The 17,652-nt window shown below is 28.9% G+C and carries 15 protein-coding genes; 5 read left to right on the top strand and 10 right to left on the bottom strand.

Features of this window, described 5'->3' with window-relative positions:
• Nucleotides 1-14: 14 nt before the first annotated feature.
• Complete coding sequence (locus QIA41_RS03140; RefSeq protein WP_320292575.1) at nt 15-2,936, top strand: insulinase family protein; 2,922 nt, start codon at nt 15-17, stop codon at nt 2,934-2,936.
• A 6-nt stretch (nt 2,937-2,942) separates the two neighbouring features.
• Here the strand turns inward: QIA41_RS03140 and QIA41_RS03135 are convergent, their stop codons facing one another.
• The 8 genes from QIA41_RS03135 to QIA41_RS03100 all read right to left on the bottom strand — a co-directional run bounded on the left by QIA41_RS03135 (nt 2,943) and on the right by QIA41_RS03100 (nt 9,938).
• On the bottom strand, nt 2,943-3,188 hold the full coding sequence (locus QIA41_RS03135; RefSeq protein ID WP_320292574.1) for a type B 50S ribosomal protein L31: 246 nt from the start codon (nt 3,186-3,188) through the stop codon (nt 2,943-2,945).
• Nucleotides 3,189-3,248: 60 nt separating this feature from the next.
• Complete coding sequence (rho, locus tag QIA41_RS03130) at nt 3,249-4,796, bottom strand: transcription termination factor Rho (RefSeq protein WP_320292573.1); 1,548 nt, start codon at nt 4,794-4,796, stop codon at nt 3,249-3,251.
• Between the two features lie 79 nt (nt 4,797-4,875).
• Nucleotides 4,876-5,283 (bottom strand): bactofilin family protein, encoded by a 408-nt coding sequence (locus QIA41_RS03125; protein ID WP_320292572.1) that lies wholly within the window; start codon nt 5,281-5,283, stop codon nt 4,876-4,878.
• Complete coding sequence (locus tag QIA41_RS03120) at nt 5,284-5,610, bottom strand: HU family DNA-binding protein (RefSeq protein ID WP_320292571.1); 327 nt, start codon at nt 5,608-5,610, stop codon at nt 5,284-5,286. It lies immediately after the preceding gene.
• Nucleotides 5,611-5,613: 3 nt separating this feature from the next.
• Nucleotides 5,614-5,880: a 30S ribosomal protein S20 gene (gene rpsT / locus QIA41_RS03115; protein WP_320292570.1), complete on the bottom strand. Its 267-nt coding sequence runs from the start codon at nt 5,878-5,880 to the stop codon at nt 5,614-5,616.
• A 70-nt stretch (nt 5,881-5,950) separates the two neighbouring features.
• Complete coding sequence (locus tag QIA41_RS03110) at nt 5,951-6,778, bottom strand: hypothetical protein (protein WP_320292569.1); 828 nt, start codon at nt 6,776-6,778, stop codon at nt 5,951-5,953.
• 14 nt (nt 6,779-6,792) lie between these two features.
• Nucleotides 6,793-7,899: a redox-regulated ATPase YchF gene (gene ychF / locus QIA41_RS03105; protein WP_320292568.1), complete on the bottom strand. Its 1,107-nt coding sequence runs from the start codon at nt 7,897-7,899 to the stop codon at nt 6,793-6,795.
• A gap of 32 nt (nt 7,900-7,931) precedes the next feature.
• Nucleotides 7,932-9,938, bottom strand: a complete 2,007-nt coding sequence (locus QIA41_RS03100; protein ID WP_320292567.1) for a hypothetical protein — start codon at nt 9,936-9,938, stop codon at nt 7,932-7,934.
• 148 nt (nt 9,939-10,086) lie between these two features.
• Here QIA41_RS03100 and lnt point away from each other — a divergent pair, with 148 nt between their 5' ends.
• Nucleotides 10,087-11,661: an apolipoprotein N-acyltransferase gene (lnt, locus tag QIA41_RS03095; RefSeq protein ID WP_320292566.1), complete on the top strand. Its 1,575-nt coding sequence runs from the start codon at nt 10,087-10,089 to the stop codon at nt 11,659-11,661.
• Here the strand turns inward: lnt and QIA41_RS03090 are convergent.
• Nucleotides 11,601-12,380 carry a hypothetical protein gene (locus QIA41_RS03090; protein ID WP_320292565.1) on the bottom strand — a complete coding sequence of 260 codons (780 nt, stop codon included), beginning with the start codon at nt 12,378-12,380 and terminating at the stop codon, nt 11,601-11,603. The two genes, lnt and QIA41_RS03090, sit on opposite strands and share 61 nt — an antisense overlap.
• Nucleotides 12,381-12,443: 63 nt before the next feature.
• Nucleotides 12,444-13,046 carry a deoxynucleoside kinase gene (locus QIA41_RS03085; RefSeq protein ID WP_320292564.1) on the bottom strand — a complete coding sequence of 201 codons (603 nt, stop codon included), beginning with the start codon at nt 13,044-13,046 and terminating at the stop codon, nt 12,444-12,446.
• Nucleotides 13,047-13,446: 400 nt separating this feature from the next.
• Here QIA41_RS03085 and QIA41_RS03080 point away from each other — a divergent pair, with 400 nt between their 5' ends.
• The 3 genes from QIA41_RS03080 (at nt 13,447) to QIA41_RS03070 (ending at nt 17,643) form a co-directional block, all read left to right on the top strand.
• Entirely contained in the window at nt 13,447-14,211 is a 765-nt protein-coding gene (locus tag QIA41_RS03080; RefSeq protein WP_320292563.1) for an MIP/aquaporin family protein, read from the top strand.
• 37 nt (nt 14,212-14,248) lie between these two features.
• A complete protein-coding gene (gene glpK, locus QIA41_RS03075; RefSeq protein WP_320292562.1) occupies nt 14,249-15,745 on the top strand; it encodes a glycerol kinase GlpK in 1,497 nt (498 codons plus the stop codon).
• 308 nt (nt 15,746-16,053) lie between these two features.
• A complete protein-coding gene (locus QIA41_RS03070) occupies nt 16,054-17,643 on the top strand; it encodes a glycerol-3-phosphate dehydrogenase/oxidase (protein ID WP_320292561.1) in 1,590 nt (529 codons plus the stop codon).
• The last annotated feature ends 9 nt before the right edge of the window (nt 17,644-17,652 follow it).

Raw genomic sequence — 17,652 nt, 5'->3', positions numbered from 1 at the left:
GATTAAAGACATAAATGAAAAAGAAAAAAATTTTCAAACTAATTTCAAAAACTTATTTAGAAGAATATGATGCAGAGGGATCTTATTTTAAACACGACAGCGGCCTTGAAGTATTTCAGTTAAAAAGTGACTCTTTTAAAGAAAATGCATTTTGCATAGCTTTTAAAACAATACCTTCAAACAATACTGGAGTTGCGCATGTTTTAGAACATACAATTTTTTGTGGTTCTAACAAATATAAAATAAAAGATCCATTCCTTTACTTATTAAAGGGAAGTCTAAATACATTTTTAAATGCAATGACATTTCCAGACAAAACCATCTACCCAGCAGCATCAACAATTGAAAAAGACTATTTTAACTTATTTAATATCTATGCTGATTCTATATTTCACCCATTACTTAAAAAAGAATCATTTATGCAAGAAGGATACAATATAAATCCAAAAGATTTTAAAGTATCTGGAATTGTATTCAATGAAATGAAAGGTAGCTACTCAAATAAAAATTCTCTAATCAACGAAATAGCAAGTAGTTCTCTTTTTGAAGAAGGGGGATATAAATACGACTCAGGCGGAATTCCAACAAATATTATTGACCTCACTTATGAAAGTTTTTTAGATTTTTATAAAAAATATTATACACTTGAAAACTGCAAAATATTTTTATGTGGTAACATTCAAACCGAAAAAAATCTAAATTTCATTGAAAAATATATAATAAGGCCTTATAACAAAGAAAAAAGCCATATCAATATCGACATAGAAAACGTTAAAAGATGGGAAAAGGGGAAAAATTTAACATACAAAATTCCTAAAGAAAACGATAATACTCTTGGGGGAGGAGTATATACAATAAATTGGCTTTGCACAGAAATTAACAATATTGAAGACAGCATTGGTCTTGAAATTCTATCAGAAATACTCTTAGATGATTCTTGTTCATTCACAATCAATATCTTAAAAAGCAGAATTGGCGAAGATATAGCCCATATTAGCGGAATAAATACGGATTTAAAGGAATCCGTATTTTCATTTGGACTTCAAAATGTTGTTGAAAAAAAAGAAAAAGAATTTAAAAATTTAATTTTTAATGAACTTAAAAATTTAGTAAAAAATAAAATTCCAAAAGAGCTAATAAAAGGAATTCTTTTTGGATATGAATTCGCTCTAAAAGAAGAAAAAGGACAAAACCTGCCTATTGCTTTAATGATAAAAAGCTTTAAAGGATGGCTAAATGGAATGCATCCAGTCAAAACACTACAAACGAGTTACTATATAGATGAAATTACAAATAAACTGAAAAAAGGAATTTATTACTTCGAAAATTTAATCGAAAAATACCTAATATTTAACAATCATTACACATTAATAAGCTTCATTCCATCACATGATACAGAAAAAGAAATGGAAGAAGAGATTGAAAAAAAATTAATGGCAAAAGAAATTGAAATTAAACAAAATCCAGAAAAATTTTTACAATTTAAAAAAGATTTTAATCAATTTAAAAAATATCAAAACAAAAAAGACTCTAAAGCAGATATAGCAAAACTTCCCTTACTAAAAATAGAAGATTTGCCAAAACAAATAGAAAAAAGTTTGGATCTTAATGAAATAAAAGAACTAAATTTACATTCTTTTAAATTTAAGAATAACAATATTTTTAACGTAAACTTATTTTTTAAACTAAATTTCTTAGAGAAAGAAGATTATGTATATCTATCTTTATTCAAAAGAGCTCTACAAGATTTATCTACAAAAACCTATTCTTACATAGATATTAACAATAAAATACAAAATACTTTAGGACAAATGAATATATCTGAGAGTTGCGACGAGGATATTAATGGAAACATTTTAAATTCATTTAATATTAGCTTTAAATCCTTTAACCATAAAATTAAAGAATCATTTGAGCTGATAAAAGAAATTTTAACTAATATTAACTTCCATGACTATGAAAGACTAAAAGAAATAACACTAAGTTTAAAAAACGATTTTAAATCCTTATTAATACCTAAGGGGCATCTTTTAGCAATATTAAGGTCAAAATCAAAGTTAAAATTAAATGAATACCTAAAGGAATTACAAAATGGGATAACCGGTAGAGAATTTTGGCAAAAAGCAAAAACCGATACAGAATCTTTAAAAGAAATCGCAAACAAATTAGATAATCTAAAAAATAAAATACTTTTAAAAAACAATTTATCTGCACTAATAACGGGAAACACTGATGATATTCTTAAAAACTTGGAAAATGAATTATTTACTCTAAAAGAAAGCCTAAAAGAGAATAATTATTGCGATGGCTTGTTAAATATCGAAACAAACAACAAAGCATTAAAAGAAATAATAATTATCCAATCAAAAGTGGCTTTTAATGCTATATGTTTTCCTAGTTACAAAATTAACGATGAGAATTATCCAAAAGCAAATTTTTTAGAACATATATTGAGAAGTGGAATTTTTTGGGAAAAAATAAGGGTAATAGGCGGTGCATATGGAGCAAGCGCATCAATCGCTAATGGAATTTTTTCTTTTGCATCATACAGAGATCCCAATTTCATCAAAACATATCAGGCTTTCGAAAACTCTTTGGAAGAATTAGCTAATAATAAAATGACAAGTGGGGAGATTTATACCTATTTAATAGGTTTAATAGGAACCAACATCTATGTAAAAACTAAAGCTACGGAAGCTTTGCAAAGCTATAGAAGAAAAATGCTAAATATCAGCGATGATTTAAGACAAGCCACTAGAGATGCTTATTTTACAATTACACCTCAAGATATAAAAGAAATATCCGAAAAGGTTCTAGCACAAATAAGACAACACAATAGCATTACATCTTTGGTAAATAACCAAAAATATGAAGAAGAAAAAAACAATCTAGAAAAACTAATAGGAAAAGAATATAACGTAAAAAAAATTTATTAATAATTTTTAAGATTTCTTATATCTTTTATTAAATTTATCAATTCTTCCTGCTGCGTCAACAAACTTTTGTTGGCCGGTATAGAAAGGATGTGATTTGCTTGTAATTTCCACAGTAATCAATGGATATTCCTTTCCATCAACATATTTAATAGTTTCTTTTGAATTCAAAGTAGATTTAGTTAAAAACATTGCTCCATTTGATCCATCTTTAAATACAACTAAATTATTTTTAGGATGTAAACCTTTTCTCATAAAACCTTCCTCTTAACCTTCACTAAAGTTTAATTGACATTAAAAATAATGTCAATTAATTTAATTACCATTGCTCATTGTCTTTAAAAAGATTTCATTATTTTTGCTTTTTTTCATCTTTTCTATTAGAACTTCAACTCCCTCATAATCATCAACACCACTGAGTATTCTTCTAATGAGTAAAATTTTAGAACGCTCCTCTTCACTAAGCAGCAGCTCTTCTTTCCTGGTGCCTGACTTTTTAATATTAATAGCGGGAAAAAGCCTTCTGTCTGCTAAACTTCTATCAAGAATTAATTCCATATTACCAGTACTTTTAAATTCTTCAAAAATAACTTCATCCATTTTACTCCCAGTATCTACCAAAGCAGTAGCTATAATAGTTAAACTTCCCCCCTCCTCAATATTTCTAGCAGATCCAAAAAACCTCTTAGGCTTATGAAGAGCATTGGAATCTACCCCACCCGATAAAATTTTACCAGAAGTTGGCATAGTTTGATTATAAGCCCTTGCAAGCCTTGTAATAGAATCAAGCAAAATAACAACATCTTTTTTGTTTTCAACAAGCCTTTTTGCCTTTTCAATAACCATCTCTGCTACCTGAACATGCCTACTAGCTTGCTCATCAAAATTAGATGCAATCACTTCGCCTTTAACACTACGAATCATATCTGTAACTTCTTCTGGCCTCTCATCAATAAGCAATATCATTAAAATAACATCCGAATAATTAGTAGTTATTGCATTAGCTATTTTTTGAAGCAAAGTAGTTTTTCCCGCTTTTGGAGGAGAAACTATTAAAGCTCTTTGCCCCTTACCTATAGGTGAAAAAAGATTAATAAGCCTTGTAGAAATATTACAATTTTCATATTCAAGATTTAATTTAATATTGGGATAAAGAGGGGTTAAATTATCAAAAGGTATTCTGTTTTGAGCAAATGTAGGATCTTGATTATTAATAGATTTAATCTTAACCATGGCAAAAAATCTCTCACCATCTCTAGGTGATCTAATTTGGCCATATAAAATATCACCGGTTCTTAAATTAAAAAGCCTAATCTGAGAAGGAGAAACGTAAACATCATTACCTCCTGAAAGATAAGAATTTGATGCGGTTCTCAAAAATCCATAACCATCACTAAGCACATCAAGCACGCCTGTAAATAAAACATTAATACTATTCTCACTTAATATTTTTACCAATAAAAATATTAATTCTGTTTTTTTCATCGTTACAGCAATAGTATGATTAGTTCCAAGACCCTCAACGATTTTTCTAACCTCTGTAATTGGCTTGTCATAAAGTTTTTCAATCTCTACATAATCTTTGCCATTAAAAAATTTTATGATATTACTCTGCTCCAAAGTTTTAATGTTATTTTCTAAACCTGAAGCAGGAATATCGTAATCAAACTCAGAAAATACTATATCGTTTGAATCCTTAGCACTACTTAAATCTGCAGATTTTATTACGTTAGATGCAGAATCTTTTTTGGCAACAACTTTAACCACTTTTTTTTTCAAATTATCTTCAATCTTAAACTCTTTAGAAACATCTAATCGTCTCATTTCACTTTCTAAATCAAATCCAACATTTTTTTTATCCATAATTTCCTCTACGAATTAAATTTTTGAGAAAGGATTTTATAAAAATCTACTTATTATTAATTAATAAAAAACACCGACCCTATTGTAAAGTATCTTTTATTTGTGAAACAGTGAAAGAAAATAAATCTACAATTTCATTAGACTTTATCATTTCACACTTACCATCAAAAATTATATTATCATTAATAAATATTTTTCTTGTCTTTACATCCCCATATATTTTACAACCGCTGTTTAAATAAACCTTACTAGCAGCATTTACATTGCCTTTCAAAATTCCTTCTACTATCAATGTATCGCAAGTTATCACATTGGTAATAACTTTGCTGTTTTTGCCAATAAAAAGCACACCCTCTTTCGAAGATATTTCACCTTCAAAAGAGGAATCGAGATACAAAGTTCCTTCAAATTTTAATTTTCCTCTAAAAGTTAAACTAGAATCTAGCTTGCAATCCCATTTATAAGAATCTATCATATTAATCGGCATTTAACCTTTAATACCCCACACTCTCTCTTTTAAATCTTTGCCCGGACGAAAATACGCAACATGATGATCTAGGACCTTAACATATTCCCCTGTTTGAGGATTTCTAGCATTTAAACGGCCCTTTCTTTTTCTAACTTCGAATGTACCAAAAGATCTAAATTCAATAACATTATTAGAACAAAGATTACCTTTAAGCTCTTCAAAAAAAGCATCTATTACAAGTCTTATGTATTTTTTTTCTAATTTTAGATTATTATTTTTAATGTTCAAAGATATTTGATCAACAATATCTGACTTAGTAACCTTTGGTCTTCTTGAAAAAGACATAAACTAATTTCCTTGCTTTAACAGCAAAATATTTAAACGAGATTTTTTTCTAGCAGCCTTATTTTTATGAATTATTCGCTTTCTAGCAGCAGTGTCTAGCTTTTTTGCAACAAATTTAAAAAATTCAATAGCTTCGTCTTTTTTGCCCGCCTTAATCATACTGATACAGCGTTTTTCTATTGTTTTTAATTCACTTTTTACACTTACATTTCTAATTTTTCTTTTTAAATTTTGACGAGAGCGCTTCAATGCAGATGCATTTTTTCTCAAATGATACTCCTTAATATTATTAAACAATAATTTTAATATACCAACTAATTTAAATATAGTCAATCAAAGATTAGGTTAATTCAGTAGAATAGTTTTGATTTATGTAATCAAAAACCTTTTGCATGGAATAAGAAATTTTTTTATTCAAAATATATACTTTTTTAGTCAGATTATTTCCTTTATAAGAAAAGCATAAGTAATTTTTATTGTTAAATTCAAATTCTCTAGCAATAAAAATTTTTTCAAAAAATTTATAAAAATAAATTTCACTTTTAAAGATTTTCCTTTCATAAATTGAATCTTTCCTAAATTCGTAAAACAACACTATATTGCTAATAACTGAAAAATCACCCAATAAAACTTTAATGTCAATAAAACAAATAAATAAAAAAATGAATATATTGCTTAGCGAAATATAATAGACAAATAAACTAATCATAATTCGAGCCAAAAACATGCAAAGATAGGCATAAGACAAATAATATCTTATTGGAAAATTTTCCAATTTTGGAATAAACAAATCTTTTCTTTTTAATTTAAGCTCTTTGAAAAATTCACTCGAACCATTACCTATCCAAAAACAAACCTTAATCTTTTTTTTATTTTTTAATTTCAAAATCAAAACATTATCGGATAATCTTTTCTCAAACGAGATAATGTCATCAAAACCAAAGTTATAACTTAAAAAAATACCTTTATAATATACCTTAAAGCCCTTAAATGAAATAAAACAAAAATACCTTAAATAAAAAAGAACTATAAAAAAATTTACTAAAAGAATTGTCACAACAAAGTAAAAAAACCCTGTATCATACAAAACCAAATAAAGCCAACAAATTACAATATTAAAAACAAACAAACTAACTAACTTTATATTGCTGAAAAATAAATTATCCATAACATAAAATAAATTTAAACATTGAATTTAAAAAAGATCACATCTCCATCTCTTACCAGATACTCTTTACCTTCAATTCTAACAAGTCCTTTCTCTTTTAGCCTCTGAACACTTTGGAATTTAAACAAATCTTCACAAGAATAAACTTCCGCTTTAATAAAACCTTTTTCAAAATCACTATGAATTATTCCAGCAGCTTTAGGGGCTTTCATACCCTGTTTGAATGTCCAAGCTCTAACTTCCTGCAAACCTGCTGTAAAATAAGTTCTAAGTCCCAAAGCATAATAAGCTTTTTTAATTAAATTACTAAGACCGCCACCATTTATTCCAAATAATTCTAACATTTCATTTTTATAAGATATATCCTTTATTTCGGCAAGCTCGGCCTCAATTTTGGCACATAAGATTAAAAAATCATTCCCTTCTTTTAAGGCAATATTTTTTACAATATCTGTATATTTATTACCGCTAAGTGAATTTTCATCAACATTACAAACATACAAAACTTTTTTAAAAGTCAAAAGATTTAACGATTTAATAAAGTCGTATTCAAAATCATCAAATTTAAAATCAACAATAGGATTCATATTACTTAAATGATCTTCAAGCCTTTTTAGCATTAAAACAATTGCCTTAGAAGATTCACTAATTTTTTTATCAGTGCTTTTAGCATTTTTTTCTTGTTTCTGAAGGCTTTTTTGAACAGTCTCAAGATCTGCTAAGCAAAGTTCAACATTAATTGTGGTTATATCTCTCTCGGGATTAACATCATTATTAACGTGAATAACCTCTTTTTCTTCAAAGCATCTTACAACATGAATAATAAGAGAAACTTCTCGAATATTAGCCAAAAATTTATTACCAAGTCCTTCACCTGTAGATGCTCCTTTAACAAGACCTGCAATATCCACAAACTCCATAACAGCAGAAATAACTTTCCGTGGAACAATATACTCTGCAATTTTTAAAAGTCTTTCATCAGGAATCTCTACTATTCCCATATTTGGCTCAATAGTACAAAAAGGATAATTGGCAATCTCGACCTTAGACGATGTCAACGATGAAAATAAGGTAGATTTACCTACATTGGGAAGTCCCACAATCCCCGCATTAAGTCCCATAGCTTAACCCTCTAATAAAATCAAATAGCAATCTAATTAATAAAATACGCAAACTCTCCTCTTCCTGTCTGTTGATTCATAGTTACTTCAACAGATAAATTAAAATATTTATTAGATTCTTGGGGGCCAGGATAATAATATTCTAGCAAATAAGTACCTGTTTTTTGCTCTAAAATTAAATCATAAACTCTGGATACTCCTTCGTAAGACGAAAAAGGAATTATAGCACCACCTGTTTCATTAACTAAATACTGGAGCTTACTATTAACAGGATTATTACCAAACAATATCAAGTAAAACCTTATATCATTATTTTTATAATAGCTTACTATTGTATCTAAAGAATACTTTTCAAAAGATTTACGATTTAAAATACCACCACTAAAATAAACTACTGCTCTTCTTGAGCTTTTTGACATAAGTCCAGAACCTGCTAGCTTCAAACTAACATCTGTTTTTACAGTATCCGCACTATAAGGACCAAGAGAACTTGTGTTTTTAATGCTATTTGTCAAACTTTCAATATTATCTATAATGGGCACATTTGTTGCATTTATAAAACTAAAGTTTTTGTTTTTTGACGATTCTATTAAAGCATTTAAACCTACAATTTGATCTAAATCATAATTTTTCATATAAGAAGATTTATCAAAAACAACCGCTATATTAATATCTTTTGAAGCATTTACATTATACGCAACCTTGGGATTGACAATGTAATAATTTTCATTTGCAATCGAAAAATTTTCACTTTTAAGCCCAACAACCGGCAACCCGCTTTTACTGCTAATATTAAGCTCAACATAAATTTTAGGCCCCCCAAGCCTAACTATTCTTCTAACATCAACATTTAAACTGTCATAAAGACTTGAATCGCTTTTGTAAACTGAAACCTTGGCATCATTAAAATCTGATACAATCATCTGATTATTAGCATCCAAAATAGATGAAGAAATTTTGGAATTCAATTTATCTGCTTTTAAAATTTTTGTAATTGTCTTTTTAGCAATATTGTACTTATAAACACCATCTTTTGAAGATACTATAACATTATTGCCAGGAGAATCACTACTAAGACCCTCTATCCCTTCAATAGAAGTAAAAACTGAATATAAATGATTGCCGCTAGTATCAAAAACTTCAATGGTATTTCTCAAAGAATCTGCAACATAAATGTTTTCATTCAAATAAGTAACACCCGTGGGGCCTAAAAGGCCCCTGTAACCTGATGTTCTGTGACCAAAATGTAGAATAAAATCGCCATCAAGTCCAAATTTACTCACTCTTTTATTTCCCCATTCACTCACATAAATATAGCTTCTCTTATCAATAGCCATATACTGAGGAGCAAGCAATTCGCCATCCTTTGTGCCCTTTTTCCCAATAGATCTCTTTTTAACTCCAAGAACTTTGTCGTAAACACCGATTTCATCACTTGAATAAAGGGTCACATAAAGCAAATTATTAGCTTCAACAATATCATAGGGTGATTTTAAATAACTAAATCCATCTTTAACCAAAGCATTAACATTATTATTAACATCAAAATACAATATCTCATTACCTACAAAGTTGGCAGCATAATACCCACCGTGTTTATCAGCCCTCAAAGATGTAATTTGATACCCATGCGGCCTTTTATAAATAGAATTATCAAGAGAAGCAACTTTTACAAGTTTTTTAAAATTAAGTTCGTAATTTGAAAAAATACCTCTCCTTTGCTCAATAGTAGAAATCAAATGCCTAAGATAAGGAACCTTATAGCCTTGATCTTTTAAATTTCTCCATTCCATTAAAGCTTCTTCAACATAACCCAATCTATAATAAACATTGCCGGTCCAAAAATGATAATCAAGGTTATTAGGATCAAAGCTTAAAATTTTTTTAAAAGATAAAAGAGCATCATCATAAATTCCATTATTATAGGAATTAAGAGCCCATTTAAACTCTTCTTGAGCATCTTTATTGGTAACTATTCCTTGAGAGTACAAACTAAAAAGATTTAAAAATAACAAACCAATAAAACTAATAATTAACATAATCCCTTTTACTCTTTAAAAACATATTATAAGCATAAATTTTCCAAAAATACTACAAAAAAATTAATACTATCATTTAAAATGATTAATGATAATGTTAAATATTACATCATTATATTAGTAATAATAATAGTAAAAAAGAGGAAAAATGAAAACTAGATGTTTTTGCCTAGCCGCATTTTCAGGAATTCTTACAACACTTGCAATTCCAAATGAAATTAAAGAAACTGGATATTCAATTCTGGGTTTTGTTGCTTATGTACCACTTTTTATAGCCTTAAACACCTTAAACAAATTAGAAGATAAAAAAACATTAATAAGGTTAACAGTATTTTATTTCATAATAGCCAACAGCCTGCAAAATTTTTGGCTTGGATTTTTTCATGCATTTGGATGGATAACATTCATAGGAGTCATAATAGGATACATTCCATATTCATTAACCTTGGGCTATTTTCTCTATTACTCTTTAAAAAGCTTTAAAAATAAAACAATGACAATAGCAATGCTTTTTACATTTTATGATTACTCAAGATCAATCGGATTTTTAGCATATCCTTGGGGACTTGCTGCTTTTACTGTAAATAATTTCAACAATTTAATTCAAGTAGCAGACATTTTTGGTGTATTTTTTGTATCATTCATAGTTTATTTTTTAAACTCAGGAATTGCTGACTTTTTAATCTATAAAAACAAAACAAATTTACTAAACACAATATTTCCAATATTGCTAATAATAACATCCTCTACTTACGGAATGCTTAAAAAAATAGAACTAAAGGGTTTATTAGAAAAAGAAATAGATAGTCTAAACATTGCAGCTATTCAGCTTAACACTGACCCTTGGTTGCCTGGAAATGACAAAAAAGGGATTAGAGATTCTATTGCAATTACAAAACAAGCATTACAAGAAAATCCAAAAATAGAATTTGTAATCTGGAGCGAAGGGGTATTAACTTATCCTTTTAACAAAGAAGAACAATACTTTGGGGATTACGACTTGCATAGTGAGCTGAAAAGTTTCATAAAAGAACGAAAAATCCCATTTGCCATTGGGGCTCCTTCAAATGTCGACAAAACTATAAAAATTCAACAAAATTCTATTTATATGGTAGAGCCAAACCTTAACATTGCAAACATATACTCTAAAATATTTTTAGTTCCTTTTGCAGAAAAAATTCCATTTTACGAATATGAATTTGTAAGAAACTTCTTTTTAAAAAATTTTAGAATATTGGGACAAATCGAAGGTAATAAAATTGAAATATTGAAATTAAAAAAATTTAAATTTGCTCCTTTAATATGCTATGACGATGCATTTCCAGAACTTTCAAGGTTTTATAAAATTCAAGGCGCCAATACATTGCTAAATTTTTCAAACGACTCTTGGTCAAAAACAAATTCGGCAGAATGGCAACACTTTGTTGTGGCTAAATTTAGAAGCATCGAAAATGGAATCAAAACTATTAGGGCTACAAACTCAGGAATTACTGCAATCGTCAACGAATACGGAGAAAGCATTAAAAGATTGGAAACTTTTACAAAAGGGTACCTATTATCAACAGTAAAACTGTCCCCAACATTTACAACTATCTACGAAAAAATTGGAGACTCATTTATATATATATTAATAATGATGTTTTTAATTACAACGTTAAGATTTTACTCTATGGAAGATAAAAACCAATTATTGTCATCTTCTTTAGTAAAAATTAAAGTCTGACGTTCTTTCCAAAATGGAAAATTTTTAGTAACATCATTGTTTTTGGCATTTACATTAACAGCAAAAGAATTATCGTCGGATTTTGAAATTTTTAAAGACTTTAAATCGTAATAATCATCAACTGACAAATATCCTAATTCATCTGCATCAACCTTAGATGAAGCGCTTGATAAAATTGATATAAAATCATACTTTGACTCAAATCTACCCATAACGTTAACTTTTTCTGCAATAACAGAGTCAAACAGATCAAAGTTTTGAGAAATTAAAGCTCTTGCAAACTTTCCAAATTGGAACTTAATAATTTTATCTTGATTCTTGCTTCTCTCTCTTTGTGCAATATATTCTATTTTAGGAGCATTTGTAAAATCATTGATTTCTATTTTTTCGTGAACTATTCCAGGTATCTCTTCAAGCTTAACATCTTCAAGCATAACAACCCTGGAATTGCCATCCTTAATCCTTGCATCAAGCTCTTTAACTGCAAGCTTAATATCAACTCCCTTTTTCAAATCAGGATAAATCTTTAAAGCTTTGGCTTGAAAAAGCTTTCCCTTTTTAATTTTGCCAACGTTTATATACCTTTGGCCAACCTCATAATAAAAAATAGCAAGCTCTTTTTGCCTATCAATATCAACATAAGAAGAACTACTACCTTTAGAAAACAAACTTAAAAAAACAAAAGAGCATAAAAAACACAGAAGAAATAACCTTCTCATAAGAACCTCCATTAATACTCACCCTTAAAATAAAACAATAGAATGTCAATCTACTACAAATAATTATAGTACAAGTTTATCTCTAATTAAAGAAATCACTTTATTCTTATCTTCTTCGTTAAAAATATTTATATCATCGTAAGAAAATTTTATCTTTGAAGACAGGTTATATTCATCATACCACTTCAAATATTCCCTATTAAGACCTTCAAGATAATCTCTGGGGATATTCATTTCAAAGCTTCTATTTCTATTTTTAATTCTGCGCTCAACCTCATCAATGCCACAATCAAGATAAACAAGCAAACTTGGTCGCTGAGAATGTTCAAGCATATTATCAAGAAGATCAATATATATTTTATACTCCTCATCAGAAATATGCCCATCGCAATTTAAAAGAGATGCAAACACACAATCACCATAAATAGATCTGTCAAGAATGCCTCCTTTTGTTCTAAAAACACCTTTTATTAACTTAAACCTCTCATTAAGAAAATTAATTTGAGCTGGGAATGCCCATCTAGATTTATCCTTATAAAATTTATCCAATACAGCCAAAGTAAAATCATTATTTAACTCACCGTAAAAAGGAATTTCTAACTCCTTTGACAAAATATTTCCAAGAGTAGTTTTTCCCACTCCAATCAAACCCTCTATTACAATCACCAAGTCTACCTCCAAAAACAACCTAAACGGTTTTAAATATAATCTAAAAAGATTTGCTAAATCATAAAGCTTAATTGATCAAAAAATCCGCTTTAAAAATTTTAATATAAAATAAAAAATCCTTAAACAAATTTTTAGAAAGAAATCAATAATTTATAAATTAAAATTTTTAAATTATTGACATTAATCTTAATTAAAAATAATATATTAAATACAAATATTATATAAATATAATTAAAAATATTAATTATATTTAGTAAGGGGGACTTGAAATATATTAAATATTAGACATTTTGCAAAAACAATAAAATTGTCTTAAGAATTTTAACATATCCAAATTCATAAATCAAAAATTAAAAATTTTTAAAAAAATAAAATTTTTATAAAAAGGAGATAAAATATGAATTATACAAAATTTCAAGAATTTATATCGGAATTTCTAGGAACATTTATACTATTAGCTCTAGGAACCGGATCTGTTGCTATGACAGTATTGTTTCCTTCGAATCCTGAAATAGCAGGAGAAATAATAAAAGGGGGATACACAAATATAGTATTTGGATGGGGAATGGGTGTAACGTTTGGTATTTATACAGCAGCAAGAATTAGTGGAGCGCACCTAAACCCAGCTGTTAGCATAGGATTAGCAAGCATTGGAAAATTCCCCGTTTCAAAACTCTTTCACTACATTTCAGCTCAGGTATTAGGAGCATTTACCGGAGCATTAATGACATTTGTCGTATTTTATCCTAAATGGATAGAAATAGACCCTAGTCTAGAAAATACTCAAGGAATAATGGCAACTTTTCCCGCTATTCCTGGATTTTTGCCTGGATTTATTGATCAAATTTTTGGAACTTTTTTGTTAATGTTTTTAATTTCCGTTGTTGGAGATTTTGTAAAAAACCACAATGATAATCCGTTCCTTCCATTCATTACAGGAGCGGTAGTTTTGGCAATAGGAATAAGCTTTGGGGGAATGAATGGCTACGCTATTAATCCTGCAAGAGATCTGGGACCAAGAATTTTGCTCTTATTTGCTGGTTTTAAAAATCATGGCTTTAACAACCTAAGCATATCTATTGTGCCAATAATTGGCCCCATCATTGGAGCAATTTTGGGCGCTACAATTTACGAATTTACACTAAAGAACAACAAAGGTTAAAAGATATTTATCTTTGTTGAAATAAAAAGGAAAAATTATGAAATACATTTTATCTATTGATCAAGGTACTACTAGCTCAAGAGCAATAGTATTTGATAAAAATGCAAACATAAAAGGATTTGCTGAAAAAGAATTTACTCAAATTTACCCACAACCAAGTTGGGTGGAACATGATCCTACAGAAATATGGGGATCACAACTTGGGGTTATAACAGAAGCTCTTGCAAATTCAAGAATTTTGCCAAATAAAGTTGATGCTATTGGAATAACCAATCAAAGAGAAACTACGGTTATATGGGAAAAAAATACAGGAAAACCCATTTATAATGCAATAGTATGGCAAGACAGAAGAACTGCGAATATTTGTGACCAATTAACAAAAGAAGGAAAAGATAAAATTATTTTAGAAAAAACAGGCTTGGTACTAGATTCTTATTTCAGTGGAACAAAAATAATGTGGATCTTAGACAATGTGGAAGGCGCAAGACAAAAAGCTGAAAATGGTGAACTATGCTTTGGAACAATAGATACATGGCTATTGTGGAATCTAACTCAAAAAAAAGTACATGCGACCGATTACTCTAATGCTTCAAGAACATTATTGCTAAACATTAAAACATTAGAATGGGATGATGAACTTTTAAGCATATTAAATATTCCAAAAGCAATTTTACCCGAACTTAAAGAAAGTTCCACAATATATGGCGAAACAGACAAATCACTATTTGGAGTAGAAATTCCTATTGCAGGAATTGCTGGAGATCAATTTGCAGCAACATTTGGGCAAGCCTGCCTTAAAAAGGGTATGGCTAAAAACACATACGGAACCGGTTGCTTTGTGACGTTAAACATAGGTAAAGAGCCCATCATTAACCATGAGAAACTTTTAACCTCAATTGCGTGGGGAAGAAAAAAATCCGTAACCTATGTTCTTGAAGGGAGTGTTTTTATTGGTGGAGCAGTAATCCAGTGGCTAAGGGATGGTCTTGAACTGTTTAGAAAAAGCTCAGATGTAGAATCATTGGCAAGCTCAGTTTCAGACAATGGAGGGGTTTATTTTGTACCAGCATTTGTTGGGCTTGGCGCACCCCATTGGGATTCTTATGCAAGAGGAACAATCATCGGAATAACAAGAGGATCAACAAAAGCTCACATTACAAGAGCTGCTCTTGAGAGCATCGCATTTCAAAGCTTTGATATACTAAATACCATGAAAAAATCCGTTCCCAACTTTGAAATTCAAGAATTAAGAGTAGATGGAAAAGCAAGTCAAAACAATCTACTAATGCAATTTCAAGCTGATCTTTTAGAATGTAAAGTTGTAAGACCAAAAATAACAGAAACAACGGCCCTTGGGGCTGCTTATCTTGCGGGACTTGCATCAGGTTATTGGCAAAGCGCCGAGGAAATAATAAGCCTTTGGCAAGTAGATAAGATATTTGAACCTTTAATGTCAAAAAATCAAAAAGAAAAACTTCTTGAAAATTGGAACAAAGCAATTGAAAGATCAAAATCTTGGGTAGAGAATTCTTAATAATCTATAAAGGCTAAACACAAAACTTTAAAGGTCACAACAAAAGTATACTAAAGGCAAAATTTATGAATAATTTATTTGATTTTTTAAAACTAAAACAAAATATGGTTAAAATGCCTAAAAAGCAAATATAACGACTTACAAAAAAGGTACAATTTATTGAAGAAATACAAAAAATGGTTAATAATATGTTGGGTCAAAATAAAAATCATAAAAAATTAAAACAAACTGAAATTTGCAAACAAATAAACTTTGCAAATTTCTCAAATCTAGCATTTAGTTAAAAAGTAAAGAAAAATTAACCAAAAATGGAGGAATATTTAAATTTCATGAATTATAACAAAGAAACAAAATTAAAAGATCTTGAAAATCAAGAATTTGATCTTATAATAATTGGAGGAGGCGCAACGGGTCTTGGCATCGCGGTAGACGCAATCACAAGAGGATATAAAGCAATACTTATAGAAAAATTTGATTACGCAAAAGGAACCTCCTCTAGATCAAGCAAATTAATTCACGGTGGAGTAAGATATTTAGCCCAATGGAATATTTCTTTGGTTAAAGAAGCTTTATACGAAAAAGCCGCTCTTGAACTAAATGCACCTCATTTAATTAATGAATGTGCATTTATTACTCCTATTTATAATGTTTTAGAAATACCTTATTATTATTTCGGATTAAGCTATTATCACAATCTTATGGGTAAAGAAAAAAATACCAAATACAAAACTAAATTGCTATCCAAAAAATCTACCATTGAAAAAGCTCCTAATATTAAAACAGAAGGTCTTAAATGCTCTGTTTTATATTACGACGATTCATTCGATGATGCCAGAATGGCAATAACATTATTAAGAACCTTTACCGAAAAAGGCGGCATTGCCCTTAACTACACTGAGCTTAAAAAATTTAACAAGGAAAACGGAAAACTTTCGGGAGTCCTAATACAAAATAAATTGTCAAAAGAACAAATTTCATTAAAAAGTAAATGTATAATAAACGCAACAGGGATATTTTCAGATGAAATAAGAAGATTGGACGATGAAAAAGCTTCAAACATCATTAAACCTTCCCAAGGTAGTCATTTAATAATCAAAAAAGACAAATTCCCTAAAAATCATGCAATATTAATGCCTAAAACCAGTGATAATAGAATTTTATTTGCTATTCCTTGGTATGATAGTGTTGTTTGTGGAAGCACAGACATTCCAATAAAAGATATCGAAGTAGAGCCCAAAAGATTTGATGAAGAAATCGACTTTATAATAAACAATTTAAACAACTATTTAAATATTAAAATAGAAAAATCAGATATAAAAAGTGTATATACTGGAATAAGGCCATTAATAATGGATCCAAAAGCCGCAGGCAACACCTCAAAAATTTCAAGAAATGAGAAAATATTTATATCAGATTCAAATCTTATTACAATAGCAGGGGGGAAATATACTACATATAGGAAAATGGCAGAAAAAACCCTGCTTAAGGCGATTGAAAAAAATTTAATACCAAATTTTGCGCCAATTACAAAAGATTTAAAGTTACACGGTTATCTTGAAAAAGAAGAGGTACTAAAAATTCCTGAACCTTTTAGGGTTTATGGTAGTGACTTTGAAATTTTAAAAAATATGGAAGGGTTCGACAAAAAGATACACAAAAATTTAGATTTAAATGAAGCCCAAATAGCTTTTTCAATTGAATTTGAGCAAGCCAAAACCATTGACGATATTTTAGCAAGAAGAACAAGATCACTACCTTTAAATCCTCAAGCTACAATTGAATCTGCTCCAAGGGTTGCTGAAATAATGATGGAAAAATTAAATAAATCCGAAGAGTGGAAAAATGAACAAATAAAAAACTTTTTAGAAATAAGTAAAAAATATTTAATTAAAAATTAATTTAATTTT

It is taken from the genome of Borreliella sinica (genome assembly GCF_033969665.2).
GTDB classification, from domain to species: Bacteria; Spirochaetota; Spirochaetia; order Borreliales; family Borreliaceae; genus Borreliella; species Borreliella sinica.
Note: the sequence above shows the minus strand (reverse complement) of the source record. Positions and strands in the feature narration are given on the sequence as shown.